This is a genomic window from Cereibacter sphaeroides 2.4.1 (genome assembly GCF_000012905.2).
Classification (GTDB): Bacteria; Pseudomonadota; Alphaproteobacteria; order Rhodobacterales; family Rhodobacteraceae; genus Cereibacter_A; species Cereibacter_A sphaeroides.
The window spans coordinates 2,933,063-2,948,489 of the sequence record NC_007493.2; the positions used below are offsets into that span (position 1 = coordinate 2,933,063).

A 15,427-nucleotide genomic window follows, 5' to 3' on the forward strand; every position below is an offset into this window, starting at 1 on the left:
CCAGGCGGAGAAAACATGCTGGGTCTCGGAACGCTCGCGCGCAAGATCTTCGGAACGCCCAACGACCGCAAGGTGAAGTCCGTCCGCAGCCTCGTGGCGCGCATCAACGACCTTGAGCCGGAATTTCAGGCTCTCTCGGACGAGGGCATCAAGCAGAAGACCGCCGAATTCCAGCGACGGGTGCAGGAAGGCGGAGAAAGCCTCGACGATCTTCTGCCCGAAGCCTTCGCCAACTGCCGTGAGGGCGCGCGTCGCGCGCTCGGCCTGCGGGCCTTCGACGTGCAGCTGATGGGCGGGATCTTCCTGCATCAGGGCAATATCGCCGAGATGAAGACGGGCGAGGGCAAGACCCTCGTCGCCACCTTCCCCGCCTATCTGAACGCGCTCGCCGGCAAGGGCGTGCATGTCGTGACGGTGAACGACTATCTCGCCAAGCGCGACGCCGAATGGATGGGCAAGGTCTATGCCCAGCTCGGCCTCGCGACCGGCGTGGTCTATCCGTTCCAGTCCGACGAGGAGAAGAAGGCCGCCTACGCCGCCGACATCACCTATGCCACGAACAACGAGCTCGGCTTCGACTATCTCCGCGACAACATGAAGGCCTCGAAGGAAGAGATGCGCCAGCGCGGCCATTTCTTCGCCATCGTCGACGAGGTGGACTCGATCCTGATCGACGAGGCGCGGACGCCGCTCATCATCTCGGGCCCGAGCCAGGACCGCAGCGACCTCTATACCAAGGTGGACAAGCTGATCCCGGAACTCCTGGAAGAGCATTACAAGCTCGACGAGAAGACGCGGAACGTGACCTTCACCGAAGAGGGCAACGAGTTCCTCGAGAAGCGCCTGCTCGAGACCGGTCTCCTGCCCGAGGGCCAGTCGCTCTACGACCCCGAGAGCACGACCATCGTGCACCACGTCAACCAGGGGCTCCGGGCGCACAAGCTCTTCAACCGCGACCAGCAGTATATCGTCCGCGACGATGAAATCATGCTGATCGACGAATTTACCGGCCGGATGATGCGTGGCCGCCGCCTGTCCGACGGCCTGCATCAGGCCATCGAGGCCAAGGAAGGCGTCTCGATCCAGCCCGAGAACGTGACGCTCGCCTCGGTGACGTTCCAGAACTACTTCCGCCTCTACGAAAAGCTGGGCGGCATGACCGGCACTGCGGCCACCGAGGCCGAGGAATTCATGGAAATCTACGGCCTGGGCGTGGTCGAGGTGCCGACGAACCGGCCCGTGGCGCGCGCAGACGAGCATGACGCCGTCTATCGCACGGCGCGCGAGAAGCACGACGGGATCGTCGCCTCGATCAAGGACGCGCACGAGCGCGGCCAGCCGATCCTCGTCGGCACCACCTCGATCGACAAGTCCGAGGCCCTGTCCGACCTCCTGAAGACCGCGGGCATCCCGCACAACGTCCTGAACGCGCGCCAGCACGAGCAGGAGGCGCAGATCGTGGCCGATGCCGGCAAGCTCGGTGCCGTCACCATCGCCACCAACATGGCCGGCCGCGGCACCGACATCCAGCTCGGCGGCAATGTCGAGATGAAGGTGATGCAGGCGCTGGCCGCCGATCCCGCCGCCCACCCCGACGAGGTGCGCGCCCGGATCGAGGCCGAACATGCCGAAGAGAAAGAACGGGTGAAGGAAGCGGGCGGGCTCTTCGTGCTGGGCACCGAGCGCCACGAATCGCGCCGGATCGACAACCAGCTCCGCGGCCGCTCGGGCCGTCAGGGCGACCCGGGCCGCTCGGCCTTCTTCCTCAGCCTCGAAGACGACCTGATGCGGATCTTCGGCTCCGACCGTCTCGACAAGGTGCTCTCGACCCTCGGGATGAAGGAAGGCGAGGCCATCGTCCATCCCTGGGTGAACAAGTCGCTCGAGAAGGCGCAGGCCAAGGTCGAGGCGCGCAACTTCGACATCCGCAAGCAACTCCTCAAGTTCGACGACGTGATGAACGATCAGCGCAAGGCGATCTTCAGCCAGCGCCTCGAGATCATGGAGACCGAGGACCTGTCCGAGATCGCGCAGGACATGCGCTATCAGGTGATCGACGACCTGATCGATCAGCACATGCCGCCGCGCAGCTACGCCGACCAGTGGGACATCGAGGGGATGCACCGCGCGGTGCAGGACAAGCTCGGCCTCGATGCGCCGCTCGCCAAATGGGCGCAGGAGGAAGGCGTCGATCAGGATGTGGTGCGCGAGCGCCTCTGCGAGGCCTCCGACCGGCAGATGACCGAGAAGGCCGAAGCCTTCGGCCCCGAGACCATGCGCTCGATCGAGAAGCAGATCCTGCTCCAGACCATCGACGCCAAGTGGCGCGAGCATCTGCTGACGCTCGAACATCTGCGCTCGGTCGTGGGCTTCCGCGGCTATGCGCAGCGCGATCCCCTGTCGGAATACAAGACCGAGGCCTTCGCTCTTTTCGAATCGATGCTGAACTCGCTCCGGCAGGATGTGACGCAGAAGCTGGCCCAGGTCCGTCCGCTGAGCGAGGAAGAGCAGCAGGCGATGATGCGCCAGTTCCTCGATCAGCAGCGCGCGGCGGCCGCGGCAGAAGCGCCGGTCGCGCCCGCGCCGCAGCCGGCGGCGGCGGCTCCGCAGCCGACCCCCGAGCTCGTCGGCGCCGAGGCGGGCGAGCCGGATCCCGCGGCCTGGGGCAATGTGGCCCGGAACGACCCCTGCCCTTGCGGCTCGGGGCTGAAATACAAGCACTGCCACGGCCGTCTCGACTGACCGCCCTCTCCCACCTCATCCGCGCCCGCCGCGGATGAGGTTGACAGCTGTCATCTTTCGCGCCCGCATGCGTCTCGTCTCCCCCATGGTCTGCTGGAGCATCCGTCCGGAGTCATGAACAGGCTGCCTCGCATCATGGGCAGGCTATCGCGGACGGGCTTCAGAGGATGGTCCGGGGCCCTGTCGGCCGCACTTTTCTTGGCGGCTGCGCCCGCCCCGGCGCAGGACATCACCCTCACCTCGCGCAGCGGCGCCATCGTGCTCGATGGCACGCTTCTGGGCTTCGACGGGGAATTCTACCGGATCGCCACCCGCTTCGGCCCCCTCACGGTCGATTCTGCCGGCGTCACCTGCACCGGACCGGGCTGCCCGGACCTGATCGCCCCGCTGGCCGAAATCCGCATCCTCGGCGCGACCGAGGCGGGCGAGAGCCTGCTGCCGCGGCTGCTGCGCGCGCAGGCCGCGGCGCGCGGCTACACGCTGCGCCCGCTCGCCGCCGACGCCGGATTTGCGACCGAGATCCTCGACGCCCATGGCACAGCGGTGGCGCGCGTGAGCTTCTCCCCGGCCTCGCCCGCCGCCGCGGCCGAGGCGCTCGGGGCGGGCGCGGCCGAGCTGGTCATCGCGGCCCATGCCGATCCCGGCATGACGACGCGCGTGCTGGCGCTCGATGCGCTGGTGCCGATCGTGGCGGCCGACAATCCGGTGCCGCGCGTCTCGACCCCCGATCTGGCGCGGGCGCTGTCGGGCGAGATCTCGAACTGGAAGGAACTGGGCGGGCCCGACATGCCGCTCGTCCTGCACGCGCTCGCACGCGACATCAGCCTCGAGGCGGCGCTCGAGGCCCGGCTGGGGCGGCCGATCGCGGCCGAGATCACGCACCCGGATCTGGCGAGCCTCGCCGCAGCGGTGGCCCGCGACCCCTATGCGCTGGCGATCACGGGCCAGACCGCGCGCGGCGCCGCGCGGGTCCTGCCCCTGACCGACAGTTGCGGCTTCCCGCTGGTGCCCTCGCCGCTCGCCGTCAAATCGGAGGATTACCCGCTCGCCCTCCCCGTCTTCCTCGTGAGCCCGCCGCGGCGCCTGCCGCTGTTTGCACGCGAGTTCCTCGAGTTCCTCTCCAGCGCGCCGGCGCAGGCGGCCGTGGCCGAAGCGGGCTTCGTCGACCGCCGCCCGAGCCAAGTGCCGCTGGCGTCGGACGGCCAGCGGCTCATGAATGCGATCCGCATCGCGGGCGAGGAAGTTCCCCTCGACGAGGTGAAGCGGCTGACCGATCTCATGGCGGGGGCCGACCGGCTGTCGATCACCTTCCGTTTCGAGGAGGGGACGGACAGTCTTGAGCCGCAGAGCCGCGAGAGTCTGAGCGAGCTGATCAAGCTGCTGGAGATCGGCCGGTTCCGCGGGCAGCAGCTGATGCTGGTCGGGTTCTCGGACGGGCGCGGGCCGGCCAGGGGCAATCTCGACCTGTCGCGGGAGCGGGCGGAGGCCGTCGCTGCGGCGTTGCGCGAGGCCGTGCCGGAACTGGGCCCGCCGCTGGTCGAGGGCTTCGGCGAGGCGCTGCCGCTTGCCTGCGACACGACGGTGGCCGGGCGGCGGATGAACCGTCGGGTGGAGCTCTGGTTGCGGCCGCTCACAGATAGCCCTGCCCCCTGAAGCTGACCTCGCGTCCGCGCCCGATGACCAGATGGTCATGGAGAACGATCCCGAGCGTGGAGGCCGCCTCCTGGATCTGCGCGGTCATGGCCACATCCTGATCCGACGGCGTGGGATCGCCGGAGGGATGGTTGTGGACGAGGATCAGGGCCGAGGCGTTCAGCTCCAGCGCGCGCTTCACCACCTCGCGCGGATAGACCGGCACATGATCCACCGTCCCGCGGGCCTGCTCTTCGTCGGCGATCAGCACGTTCTTCCGGTCGAGGTAGAGCACCCGAAACTGCTCGGTGGCGCGGTGCGCCATGGTGGTGTGGCAATAGTCGAGAAGCGCGGCCCAGGACGTAAGCACCGGCTGGTTCATCACCCGCGCCCGCGCCATGCGCTGCGCCACCGCCTCGAGAATTTTCAGATCCTGCGCCACCGCCTCGCCCACACCCTCCACATCGAGGAGGCGCGCCATGTCGGCGGTGACGACCCGGTTCAGGTCGCCGAACCGGTCGATCAGGCGGCGGGCGAGCGGCTTCACATCCTGCCGCGGGATCGAGCGGAAGAGCAGAAGCTCCAGCAGCTCGTAATCCGGCATGGCGGCGGCCCCGCCCTCCTGAAACCGGGCCCGGAGCCGCTTGCGGTGATCGGCGATGTAGGACGGCAGCCGAGCGCCGAGCGGCTCGGCCAGAGCCTCGTCCTCGTCGCCGGGGAAGAGGGGAAGGGACGCTTCCTGAAAGGCGCGAGTCGCACACATTCGGGCAGTCTGGGGCAGCGCTGGTTGCAAAATGGTTAATTCCCGCCACCCAGACCGGGAGCCGGGAGCCGGGAGCCGGGAGCCGGGAGCCGGGAGCCGGGAGCCGGGAGCCGGGAGCCGGGAGCCGGGAGCCGGGAGCCGGGAGCCGGGAGCCGGGAGCCGGGGTTCTCCCGAGGGCGGGCCGTGGCAAGAGCCCTCGGAGAAACGGACGAAAAGCCGCGCCCGTTAGGGGCGCGGCGCTCGGGTCAGCCGGTCATGCCGTCCCAGAAGCCCTTCACCTTCGAGAAGAAGCTCTTGCCCTCGGGGTTGTTGTCCTCGGAGAGCTTCTCGAACTCGCGCAGGAGCTCCTTCTGGCGGGCGGTCAGGTTGACCGGGGTCTCGACCGCCAGCTCGATCAGCATGTCGCCCGCCCCGCCGCCGCGGAGCGCGGGCATCCCCTTGCCGCGCAGGCGCATCTGCTTGCCGGTCTGGCTACCGGCCGGGATCTTCACGCGGCTCGACCCGCCGTCGATGGTGGGCACCTCGACCTCGCCGCCGAGGGCCGCGGCCGCGATCGAGACCGGCACGCGGCAGAAGAGATGCACCCCGTCGCGCTGGAACAGCGCATGTTCGCGCACCTCGATGAAGATGTAGAGGTCGCCGGAGGGGCCGCCCCGCATCCCGGCCTCGCCCTCCCCGGCCAGCCGGATCCGCGTGCCGGTCTCGACCCCCGCGGGGATATTGACCGAGAGCGACCGTTCCTTCTCGACCCGTCCCGCGCCGTGGCAGACCTTGCACGGGTTCTTCACGATCTGCCCCATGCCGTTACAGGTCGGGCAGGTGCGCTCCACGGTGAAGAAGCCCTGCTGCGCCCGCACCTTGCCCATGCCCGAGCAGGTCGGGCAGGTGACGGCCTCGGCCCCGCCTTCGGCGCCGGTGCCCTTGCAGGCGTCGCAGGCCACCGAGGCCGGGACGTTGATCGTCTTCTGGACGCCGCGATAGGCCTCGTCGAGCGTCACGCGCAGATTGTAGCGCAGGTCCGACCCGCGTTGCGCGCGGCTCCGCGGGGCGCCGCCGCGGCCCCCCATGAAGTCGCCGAACAGATCCTCGAACACGTCGGAGAAGGCGGAGGCGAAATCCCCCTGCTGGCCGTAGCCGCCGCCGGCGCGGGCGCCGCCGCCCATGCCGCCCTCGAAGGCCGCATGGCCGTAGCGGTCGTAGGCGGCCTTCTTGTCGGCGTCGCGAAGGACGTCGTAGGCCTCGTTCACTTCCTTGAACTGGGCCTCGGCCTGAGGGTTGTCCGCGTTCCGGTCGGGGTGGAGTTCCTTCGCCTTCGTTCGGTAGGCCTTCTTCAGCTCGTCAGCCGAGGCCGTGCGGGATACGCCCAGAACCTCGTAATAATCGCGCTTTGCCATTGGCACATCCCCTTGGGCCACGCGAGTGGGGCGGCCCTTTCGAGACCGCCCCCCTCACGTTCCGTTGCGGCCTTACTTCCGCTTGTTCTCGCCGAGATCCTCGAAGTCGGCGTCGACGATGTCGTCATCCACCGACCGGGGCCCCTCCTCGTCCGGCGTGGCGCCTCCCTCGGCCTGGCTGGCCTTGTAGATCGCCTCGCCGAGACGCATCGCGGCCTCGGTCAGGTTCTGGATGCCGCCCTTGATCTTGCCGGCGTCCTCGGACTTGAGGGCCTCTTCGAGCGCGCCCATGGCCAGCTCGATCGCCTCGACGGTGGACGGGTCCACCTTGTCGCCGTGCTCCTCGATCGACTTGCGGGTCGAGTGCAGCAGGCTTTCGCCCTGGTTCTTGGTCTCGACCAGCTCGCGACGCTTCTTGTCGGCCTCGGCATTGGCCTCGGCGTCGCGCACCATCTTCTCGATATCCTCGTCGGAGAGACCGCCCGAGGCCTGGATCGTGATGTTCTGCGACTTGCCGGTGCCCTTGTCCTTGGCGCTGACCGACACGATGCCGTTGGCGTCGATGTCGAAGGTCACCTCGATCTGCGGCATCCCGCGCGGGGCCGGCGGGATATCTTCGAGGTTGAACTGGCCGAGCAGCTTGTTGTCGGCCGCCATCTCGCGTTCGCCCTGGAAGACGCGGATCGTCACCGCGTTCTGGTTGTCCTCGGCGGTCGAGAAGACCTGGCTCTTCTTGGTCGGGATCGTGGTGTTGCGGTCGATCAGGCGGGTGAACACGCCGCCCAGCGTCTCGATGCCGAGCGAGAGCGGGGTCACGTCGAGCAGCACGACGTCCTTCACGTCGCCCTGCAGCACGCCCGCCTGGATCGCCGCGCCGAGCGCCACGACCTCATCGGGGTTCACGCCCTTGTGTGGCTCCTTGCCGAAGAACTTGGTGACCTCTTCGACCACCCGCGGCATCCGGGTCATGCCGCCGACGAGAACGACCTCGTCGATGTCCGACTTCGAGACGCCCGCATCCTTCAGCGCGGCTTCACAGGGCTTCAGCGACTTCTTGATGAGATCGCCCACGAGGCTTTCCAGCTTCGCGCGGGTCAGCTTCATCACCATGTGCAGCGGCTGCCCGGTGTTCCGGTCCATGCTGATGAAGGGCTGGTTGATCTCGGTCTGCTGGCTGGAGCTGAGCTCGATCTTGGCCTTCTCGGCGGCTTCCTTCAGCCGCTGCAGCGCCATCTTGTCGAGCGTCAGGTCGACCCCGTGCTCTTTCTTGAACTCGTCCGCGAGGTAGTTGACGATCCGCATGTCGAAGTCCTCGCCGCCGAGGAACGTGTCCCCGTTGGTCGATTTCACTTCGAACAGGCCGTCGTCGATCTCGAGGATGGTGATGTCGAAGGTGCCGCCGCCGAGGTCATAGACCGCGATCGTCTTGGTGTCCTTCTTGTCGAGACCGTAGGCGAGCGCCGCGGCCGTCGGCTCGTTGATGATGCGCAGCACCTCGAGGCCCGCGATCTTGCCGGCGTCCTTGGTCGCCTGACGCTGGGCGTCGTTGAAGTAGGCAGGCACCGTGATGACGGCCTGCGTCACCGACTCGCCGAGATAGGCCTCGGCGGTTTCCTTCATCTTCTGCAGGATGAAGGCGGAGATCTGGCTGGGCGAATATTTCTCGCCACGCACCTCGACCCAGGCGTCGCCGTTGCCGCCGTTCACGATGGAATAGGGAACGAGCTTCTTGTCCTTTTCCACCTCGGCGTCGCCCACGCGGCGGCCGATCAACCGCTTGACGGCGAAGACGGTGTTCGAGGGGTTCGTGACCGCCTGACGCTTGGCCGGCTGGCCCACGAGGCGTTCGCTGTCGGTGAAACCGACGATGGAGGGCGTCGTCCGCGCCCCTTCGGAGTTCTCGATCACGCGGGGTTGCGCGCCGTCCATGATGGCGACGCAGGAGTTGGTCGTCCCGAGGTCGATCCCGATGACTTTGGCCATGTTGTGCACCTCTCTTGCGGCGATGTTGTGGGGGTCAGGCCCGACTGTCGGCGTCCGATCCCCGATCCCGAAATTCCTGCCATCCGGGGTGGCGCCCCTTCCGGCTACCGGGCGTATATAGGGGGGGGGATTTGGGGCTGCAAGCGTCACGCGGGCGTGAAAATCATGTCAAAGACCGCGGGTCCGCGGTCCCTCCGCAGGCTGCGGCCTCGTCAGGGAAGCGTGTCCATCACGCGGACGAGTTCGGCGCTGATGCCGGGTTCCGAGAGCGCGTGGCCCGCGAACGGCACGATCCTGAGATCCGCCTTCTCCCACCCGTCGGCCAGCGTCCAGGCGGAGACCGGCGGGCAGATCATGTCGTAGCGCCCCTGCACGATCACCGCCGGGATATGCTCGATCCGGTGGCGGTTGGCGAGGATCCAGCCGTCGTGCTCGAGGAAGCCTGCGTGGGAGAAATAGTGGTTCTCGAGCCGGGCGAAGGCGCGGGCATATTCCGACGGGCTCTCGCCCAGCGGCCCGTCCTGCGCGACCGAGGCCAGCGCATTCTCCCAGTTGGCCCAGGTGCGGCCGAAACGCGTCTCTTCCATCAGGTTTCCCGAGAAGAGCCGCCGCCGATAGGCCGCGACGAGATCGCCCCGCTCCTCCGGCGGGACGGGGGCCACGAACCGGGCCCAGATGTCGGGGAAGAAGGCCGCCGCTCCGCCGCCGTAGAACCAGTCGAGCTCGGCCTTGGTCATCAGGAAGACGCCGCGCAGGATCAGGTTCGACACCCGCTCGGGGTGCGAGATCGCATAGATCAGCGCAAGCGTCGCCCCCCAGCTGCCGCCGAAGCAGGTCCAGCGGTCGATGCCGAGCTTCCGGCGGATCGCCTCGATGTCCGAGACGAGGTGCCAGGTCGTGTTCGCCTCGACCGAGGCATGGGGCCGCGACCGGCCGCAGCCGCGCTGGTCGAACAGGATCACGCGGTAGCGGCTCGGGTCGAAATAGCGCCGCATCGAGGGGCTGCATCCGCCCCCGGGGCCGCCATGCAGCACCAGCACCGGCTCGCCGTCCGGGTCGCCGCATTGCTCGACATAGATCCGATGGCCGTCGCCCATGTCGATGACCCGCTGATCGTAGGGATCGATCGACGGATAGAGGAACTCGACTGCGCGCTTTTGGCCTGATCTTTGATCCATGTTCGTCCTATATAACGCCGCCAGCCTGATCCGCCATCGGGGAAACCGCAAGGAGTTTGCAATGGAATCGTCCAGCACCATCGACCCGGCCGAGGTTGCCAAGTTCGAGGCCATGGCAGCCGAATGGTGGAACCCGCACGGGAAATTCAAGCCGCTGCACCAGATGAACCCCTGCCGGCTGGATTACATCACCCAGCAGATCGCCGCCGAGTTCGACCGCGACCTCTCCGCCCCCCTGCCCTTCGAGGGGCTGCGGCTCCTCGACATCGGCTGCGGCGGCGGGCTTCTGTCCGAGCCGATGGCGCGTCTGGGGGCCGAAGTGATCGGCGCCGACGCCGCACCGCGCAACATTCCGGTGGCAAAGCTCCATGCCGAGCAGTCGGGCCTCACCATCGACTATCGCAACACGACGGCCGAGGCCCTCGCCGCCGCGGGCGAACGGTTCGACGTGGTGCTGAACATGGAGGTGGTCGAGCATGTGGCCGATCCGCTGACCTATCTGACGGCCTGCCGCGAGCTTCTGAAGCCGGGCGGCCTGATGATCTGCTCGACGCTGAACCGCAATCCCAAGAGCTTCGCCATGGCCATCGTGGGCGCCGAATGGGTGATGCGCTGGCTGCCCAAGGGCACGCACGACTGGTCGAAATTCATCACGCCCGACGAGCTTTACGATCTGATCCGCAAGGCGGGCCTCGATCCGGTCGACCGCAAGGGCATGGTGTTCAATCCGGTCAGCTGGAGCTGGAGCCTGTCTGCCCGCGACCTGTCGGTGAACTACGTTACCGCGAGCGTGCGGCGCAGCTGACAGGAAAAGGCCGCCCCGGGGGCGGCCTTCGCTTCCGGTCCTGTCTCAGACGAAGCGGTTCCAGAGGTTTTCCAGCCGCTCCTGCCGGCCCGAGCGCGGCTCGGGGTTGATCCCCTCGGCCAGCACGCGGGCCTCGATCTTCTCCAGCGAAGAGGCGAGCATCGCCTGCGCCTCGGGCGTCTCCCAGCCCGCATAGCGCGCGGCGCGCGCGGTCTCGAGGCTTCCGTCCTCATAGAGCCGCGCCGCGGCCTTCAGCGCACGGGCGCAGGTGTCCATGCCACCCACATGGGCCAGCACGAGATCCTCGGGATCGAGGCTCTGGCGGCGGATCTTCGCGTCGAAGTTCGTGCCGCCCGTGGTGAAGCCGCCCGCCCGCAGGATCTCGTAATAGGCCAAGGCCATCTCGGGGTGGTTGTGCGGGAACTGATCGGTATCCCAGCCCGACTGATAGTCGTTCCGGTTCATGTCGATCGAGCCGAGGATGCCGAGGCTCGCCGCCAGCGCCAGCTCGTGCTCGAAACTGTGGCCGGCGAGGATCGCGTGGCCCTGCTCGATGTTGAGCTTCACCTCCTTCTCGAGGCCGAAACGCTTGAGGAAGCCGTAGACCGTCGCCACGTCATAGTCGTACTGGTGCTTCGAGGGCTCCTGCGGCTTCGGCTCGATCAGGATCGTGCCCTGGAAACCGATCTTGTGCTTGTAATCCACCACCATCTGAAGGAAGCGGCCCGCATTCTCGGCCTCGCGGGTGAGGTCGGTGTTGAGCAGCGTCTCGTAGCCCTCGCGCCCGCCCCAGAGCACATAGTTCGCGCCGCCGAGCTTCATCGTCGCGTCCATGCAGCCCTTCACCGTGGCCGCCGACCAGGCGAAGACGTCGGGGTCGGGGTTGGTGGCCGCGCCCGACATGAAGCGGCGGTGCGAGAAGAGGTTCGCCGTGCCCCAGAGGAGCTTCGTCTTCGACCCTTCCATCCTGATGCCGATATGGTCGACGATCTCCTCGAGGTTGCGCTTGCTTTCGGCGAAGGTCGCGCCTTCCGGGCGGATGTCGGCATCGTGGAAGCAGAAGAAGGGCGCGCCGAGGATGTCGAACATCTCGAAGGCCACGTCGGCCTTGAGCTTTGCGAGGTCCAGCGTATCGCCGAACCACGGCCGGTCGAAGGTCTGGCCGCCGAACGGATCGCCGCCCGGCCAGGCGAAGCTGTGCCACCAGGCGACCGCGAAGCGCAGATGGTCTTCCATCCGCTTGCCGAGGATCACCTCGTCGGGATTGTAGTGGCGGAAGGCGAATTCGTTGGAGGAGCCTTCGCCCTCGTAGCGGATCTGCGGGATACCCGCGAAGAAGTCGGTCATGAAAGGCTCCTGATGGCTGTCTGGGCGGCGCGATGGCGCGCGTGGGCGTCGTCGAAGGCGGCGGTCAGGCCGCGGTCGGGCGAGAGGGTCCGGGCGATGGGCGGCAGGGTCGCGATCTCGGCCCCGGCTCCGGTGGCGGCCATGAGCGCAAGCCGCGCGGCTCCGAAGGCGCCGCCGAAATCGCCTGCCGCGGGCAATAGAACCGGCACGTCGAGCGCGGTGGCGATGGCCGAGAGCCAGTAGTCCGAGCGCGAGCCGCCGCCCACGGCGATCAGGCTCTCGAGCCGGGTGCCGGTGGCGGCCAGCGCGTCGCGGCAGTCGCGGATGGCGAAGGTCACGCCCTCGAGCACGGCGCGGGTGCCCGCCGCCCGGTCGGTCGCATGTTCGAGCCCCGTGAAGGCGCCCCGGATCGCGGCATCGTTGAGCGGCGTCCGCTCGCCGCCGAGATAGGGCAGGAACAGGGTCCGGCCGGGGGCCTGAAGGCCGCCCAGTTCCTTCGTCAGGGCCGAGGCTTCCTGTCCCACGAGGCGCGCATACCAGTTGAGCGCGTCGGTCGCGGCGAGGATCACCCCCATCTGGTGCCAGGCGCCGGGCAGCGCGTGGCAGAAGGTATGGACCGCGGTCTCGGGCGCGGGCTGGTAGCCGTCGTTGGCGGCAAAGAGCACGCCCGAGGTGCCGAGGCTGACGAAAGCCTCGCCCGCGCGCACGACGCCCACCCCCACCGCCGAGGCGGCATTGTCGCCGCCCCCGCCCGCGACCGCCACGCCCTGGGGCAACCCCCAGCGGGCGGCCAGCGCGGGCCGCAGCGCACCCGAGACGGCCGAGCCCTCCACCAGCCGCGGCATCGCATCGCGCGTGAGGCCGGTCGCGGCGAGGAGCGCGTCCGACCAGTCGCGTGCGCCCACGTCGAGCCAGCTCGTCCCGGCCGCGTCCGACATCTCGGCCACATGCTCGCCGGTCAGCCAGAGCCGCAGATAGTCCTTGGGCAGAAGCACCTTGGCCACCCGCTCGCGGATCGCCGGCTCGTGCCGCTCGACCCAGACGAGCTTCGGCGCCGTGAAGCCCGGAAAGACGATGTTGCCCGTGACGGCCCGGAAGCGCGGGTCGGCGTCGAGCGCCGCCGCCTCGGCATGGCTGCGGGTGTCGTTCCACAGGATGCAGGGGCGGAGCACCTCGTCCGAGGCATCGAGCAGGGTCGCGCCATGCATCTGGCCCGAGAGGCCGATGCCCTTCACGTCCGAGAGCCCATGGGCTGCCAGCTGATCCATCACCGCCTCGGCGGCGGCGATCCAGTCGGCGGGCGACTGTTCGGACCAGCCCTTGTGCGGACGGCTCACGGCGAGCGGCGCCACCGCTTCGGCGAGGACGCGCTGCTCCTCGTCGATGAGGATGCCCTTGAGCCCCGAGGTGCCGAGATCGAGACCGATATACATCAGACAGCTCCCGCCCGTTCGGGCTTCTTGCCGAGGATGATCATGCCGAGGATCTCGTCCTCGGTGACATCGCCCACCTGTTCGGAGCCGACCAGCACCCCGTTCTTCATCACCGAGATGCGGTCGCAGAGATCCATCACGTCATGGATGTCGTGGCTGATGAGGAAGATGCCGAGGCCCTGCCGCTTCAGCTCCTGGATCAGCTCGCCCACCATCCGCGTCTCCTGCGGGCCCAGCGCCGCGGTGGGCTCGTCCATGATGAGGATTTTGGCATTGAAATAGACCGCCCGTGCGATAGCGACCGACTGGCGCTGGCCGCCGGAGAGTGCCGCGACCGGCACCTTGAACTTGCGGAAGTTCGGGTTGAGCCGCCCCATGATGCGGCGCGTCTCGGCCTCCATCCGCGCATCGTCGACGAAGCCCAGCGGCGTGACCAGCTCGCGCCCGAGGAACAGGTTCGAGGCGGCATCGAGATTGTCCGCCAGCGCGAGCGTCTGGTAGATCGTCTCGATATTGTAGCGGCGGGCGTCGCGCGGGTTGTGGATCTCGGCCTTCTCGCCGTTGATGCGGATCTCGCCCGAGTCCATCCGGTAGGCGCCCGAAAGGCATTTGATGAGGGTGGATTTTCCCGCGCCGTTGTGGCCGAGCAGACCCATCACCTCGCCCGCATGGAGGTCGAGCGAGACGTGATCCACCGCGCGGATGCCGCCGAAGCTGATCGAGACGTCGCGCATCTCCACCAGCGGCGTGGCGCCGGCGGCGCGGTTCGGGTTGAGCGTCATTTGAAGCCTCCGGTCCGCTTGCGGTAGATGATGTCGATCAGCACGGCGAGGACGAGGACCGAGCCCACGACGATGTTCTGGAACGGCGCATCCACCCCCACCATCGCCATCCCGGACTGGAGCGACTGCATGATGATCGCGCCGAGGATCGCGCCGTAGATCGTGCCCATCCCGCCCGAGAGCGCGGTGCCGCCGATCACGGCCGCGGCGATCACGCGCAGCTCGTCGAGCGTGCCGATGTCGTTGGCGTGGTTGGTCAGGCGCGCCGAGGCCACCACCGCCGAGAGCGCGCAGAGCCCGCCCAGCAGCGCGAAGATCTTGACCGTCAGGAGCCGCGTGTTGATGCCCGACAGCTCGGCCGCATCCGGGTTGCCGCCGGTGGCGAAGATGTAGCGCCCGAAGCGGGTGCGCTTGGCGATGACGGTCATGGCGATGGCGACCGCCACCAGCAGAAGAACCGAGATCGGCAGGCCGTAGCCCGTCGTATAGCCCTCGGGCAGAGTCTCGCCGCGGGCCTCGAACAGGCGGCGCAGGCGCGCGGCCGGCACTTCGTAGGCATTGACGATGGCGATGAAGCCCAGGATTGCGGCCGAAAGGACGCCGCCCATCACGAGCTCGGCCCAGACCGGCTTGACGGCGAAGCCGTGCGACTGCTTGGCCCGCCGCGCGCTCCAGAGCCCCCAGAGCGCCGCGGCCGTGCCCACGCCGCCGAGGATCCAGGACCAGAAGGGGCCGATGGTGCCGTTGATCCCGCCGAAGAGCTGGAAGGTCTGGTCGAGCGGGCCGATGGTCTGGCCCGAGGTCAGATACCAGGCCACGTTGCGCCAGATGAGCAGCCCCCCCAGCGTCACGATGAAGGAGGGGATGCCGAGATAGCCGATCAGCCAGCCGTTGAAGGCGCCGATCGCCACGCCCACGACGAGGCCGGAGGCGATCGCCACCGGGGCGATGAGCGGGCTGCCGAAGTCGATGCCCATCATCTGCGGCAGCACCACCACCTGCATCATGCCCATGACGGCCGAGCAGAGCGCAAGCAGCGAGCCCACCGACAGGTCGATGTGGCGCGTGACGATCACGAAGACCATCCCCGTCGCCATGATCGCGACCGAGACGGTCTGGATCGCGAGGGTGAAGATGTTGCGGGGGGTCAGGAACCGCCCGTCGGTCTGGAAATGGAACACGAGACAGAGCACGACGAAGGCACCGATCATGCCCAGAAGGCGGGTGTCGATCTCGAGGGTCTCGATGAAACTGCGCTTGCGGGCGGCGCCCGGCGCATTGGCGGTATCGCTCATGGGGGCTCGTCCTGCTGGGCCGGTCACGGCCGGCGGTCAGGGGCGCCCCGGCCTATGGGGCGCCCGATCATGC

The 15,427-nt window shown here is 68.1% G+C and carries 11 protein-coding genes; 3 read left to right on the top strand and 8 right to left on the bottom strand.

Annotation, left to right across the window (positions count from 1 at the left end; all coding sequences use genetic code 11):
* Window positions 1-15: 15 nt before the first annotated feature.
* Entirely contained in the window at window positions 16-2,742 is a 2,727-nt protein-coding gene (gene secA / locus RSP_RS14235) for a preprotein translocase subunit SecA (RefSeq protein ID WP_011338761.1), read from the top strand.
* 114 nt (window positions 2,743-2,856) lie between these two features.
* Entirely contained in the window at window positions 2,857-4,395 is a 1,539-nt protein-coding gene (locus RSP_RS14240) for an OmpA family protein (RefSeq protein ID WP_011338762.1), read from the top strand.
* Here the strand turns inward: RSP_RS14240 and radC are convergent.
* The 4 genes from radC to pip form a co-directional block, all read right to left on the bottom strand.
* Window positions 4,373-5,137, bottom strand: coding sequence for a RadC family protein (gene radC, locus RSP_RS14245; RefSeq protein ID WP_011338763.1), 765 nt, complete (start codon window positions 5,135-5,137; stop codon window positions 4,373-4,375). The two genes, RSP_RS14240 and radC, sit on opposite strands and share 23 nt — an antisense overlap.
* A 245-nt stretch (window positions 5,138-5,382) precedes the next feature.
* Complete coding sequence (gene dnaJ / locus RSP_RS14250; protein WP_011338764.1) at window positions 5,383-6,531, bottom strand: molecular chaperone DnaJ; 1,149 nt, start codon at window positions 6,529-6,531, stop codon at window positions 5,383-5,385.
* A 72-nt stretch (window positions 6,532-6,603) separates the two neighbouring features.
* Complete coding sequence (dnaK, locus tag RSP_RS14255; RefSeq protein ID WP_002721635.1) at window positions 6,604-8,514, bottom strand: molecular chaperone DnaK; 1,911 nt, start codon at window positions 8,512-8,514, stop codon at window positions 6,604-6,606.
* Between the two features lie 212 nt (window positions 8,515-8,726).
* A complete protein-coding gene (pip, locus tag RSP_RS14260; RefSeq protein ID WP_011338765.1) occupies window positions 8,727-9,692 on the bottom strand; it encodes a prolyl aminopeptidase in 966 nt (321 codons plus the stop codon).
* A gap of 61 nt (window positions 9,693-9,753) precedes the next feature.
* On the opposite strand from pip, the gene ubiG reads away from it, so the two are divergent.
* Window positions 9,754-10,497 (top strand): bifunctional 2-polyprenyl-6-hydroxyphenol methylase/3-demethylubiquinol 3-O-methyltransferase UbiG, encoded by a 744-nt coding sequence (ubiG, locus tag RSP_RS14265; protein WP_011338766.1) that lies wholly within the window; start codon window positions 9,754-9,756, stop codon window positions 10,495-10,497.
* A gap of 45 nt (window positions 10,498-10,542) precedes the next feature.
* Here ubiG and xylA read toward each other — a convergent pair whose 3' ends face one another.
* From xylA to RSP_RS14285, 4 genes are read right to left on the bottom strand one after another with little or no spacing between them, the layout of a single operon-like run.
* Window positions 10,543-11,844, bottom strand: coding sequence for a xylose isomerase (gene xylA, locus RSP_RS14270; protein WP_011338767.1), 1,302 nt, complete (start codon window positions 11,842-11,844; stop codon window positions 10,543-10,545).
* The gene (xylB, locus tag RSP_RS14275; RefSeq protein ID WP_011338768.1) at window positions 11,841-13,277 is read right to left on the bottom strand and encodes a xylulokinase; all 1,437 of its coding nucleotides are present in this window, start codon (window positions 13,275-13,277) and stop codon (window positions 11,841-11,843) included. The genes xylA and xylB overlap by 4 nt, the downstream gene beginning before the upstream one ends.
* Window positions 13,277-14,059, bottom strand: coding sequence for an ATP-binding cassette domain-containing protein (locus RSP_RS14280; protein ID WP_011338769.1), 783 nt, complete (start codon window positions 14,057-14,059; stop codon window positions 13,277-13,279). Before RSP_RS14280 ends, xylB begins: the two co-directional genes overlap by 1 nt.
* A complete protein-coding gene (locus RSP_RS14285) occupies window positions 14,056-15,354 on the bottom strand; it encodes a sugar ABC transporter permease (protein WP_011338770.1) in 1,299 nt (432 codons plus the stop codon). Before RSP_RS14285 ends, RSP_RS14280 begins: the two co-directional genes overlap by 4 nt.
* Window positions 15,355-15,427 lie beyond the last annotated feature (73 nt).

Bases quoted from the DNA above. Each gene is read 5' to 3' on its own strand.
- secA (WP_011338761.1), top strand. From the start codon at position 16: ATGCTGGGTCTCGGAACGCTCGCGCGCAAGATCTTCGGAACGCCCAAC.
- RSP_RS14240 (WP_011338762.1), top strand. From the start codon at position 2,857: ATGAACAGGCTGCCTCGCATCATGGGCAGGCTATCGCGGACGGGCTTC.
- radC (WP_011338763.1), bottom strand. From the start codon at position 5,137: ATGTGTGCGACTCGCGCCTTTCAGGAAGCGTCCCTTCCCCTCTTCCCC.
- dnaJ (WP_011338764.1), bottom strand. From the start codon at position 6,531: ATGGCAAAGCGCGATTATTACGAGGTTCTGGGCGTATCCCGCACGGCC.
- dnaK (WP_002721635.1), bottom strand. From the start codon at position 8,514: ATGGCCAAAGTCATCGGGATCGACCTCGGGACGACCAACTCCTGCGTC.
- pip (WP_011338765.1), bottom strand. From the start codon at position 9,692: ATGGATCAAAGATCAGGCCAAAAGCGCGCAGTCGAGTTCCTCTATCCG.
- ubiG (WP_011338766.1), top strand. From the start codon at position 9,754: ATGGAATCGTCCAGCACCATCGACCCGGCCGAGGTTGCCAAGTTCGAG.
- xylA (WP_011338767.1), bottom strand. From the start codon at position 11,844: ATGACCGACTTCTTCGCGGGTATCCCGCAGATCCGCTACGAGGGCGAA.
- xylB (WP_011338768.1), bottom strand. From the start codon at position 13,277: ATGTATATCGGTCTCGATCTCGGCACCTCGGGGCTCAAGGGCATCCTC.
- RSP_RS14280 (WP_011338769.1), bottom strand. From the start codon at position 14,059: ATGACGCTCAACCCGAACCGCGCCGCCGGCGCCACGCCGCTGGTGGAG.
- RSP_RS14285 (WP_011338770.1), bottom strand. From the start codon at position 15,354: ATGAGCGATACCGCCAATGCGCCGGGCGCCGCCCGCAAGCGCAGTTTC.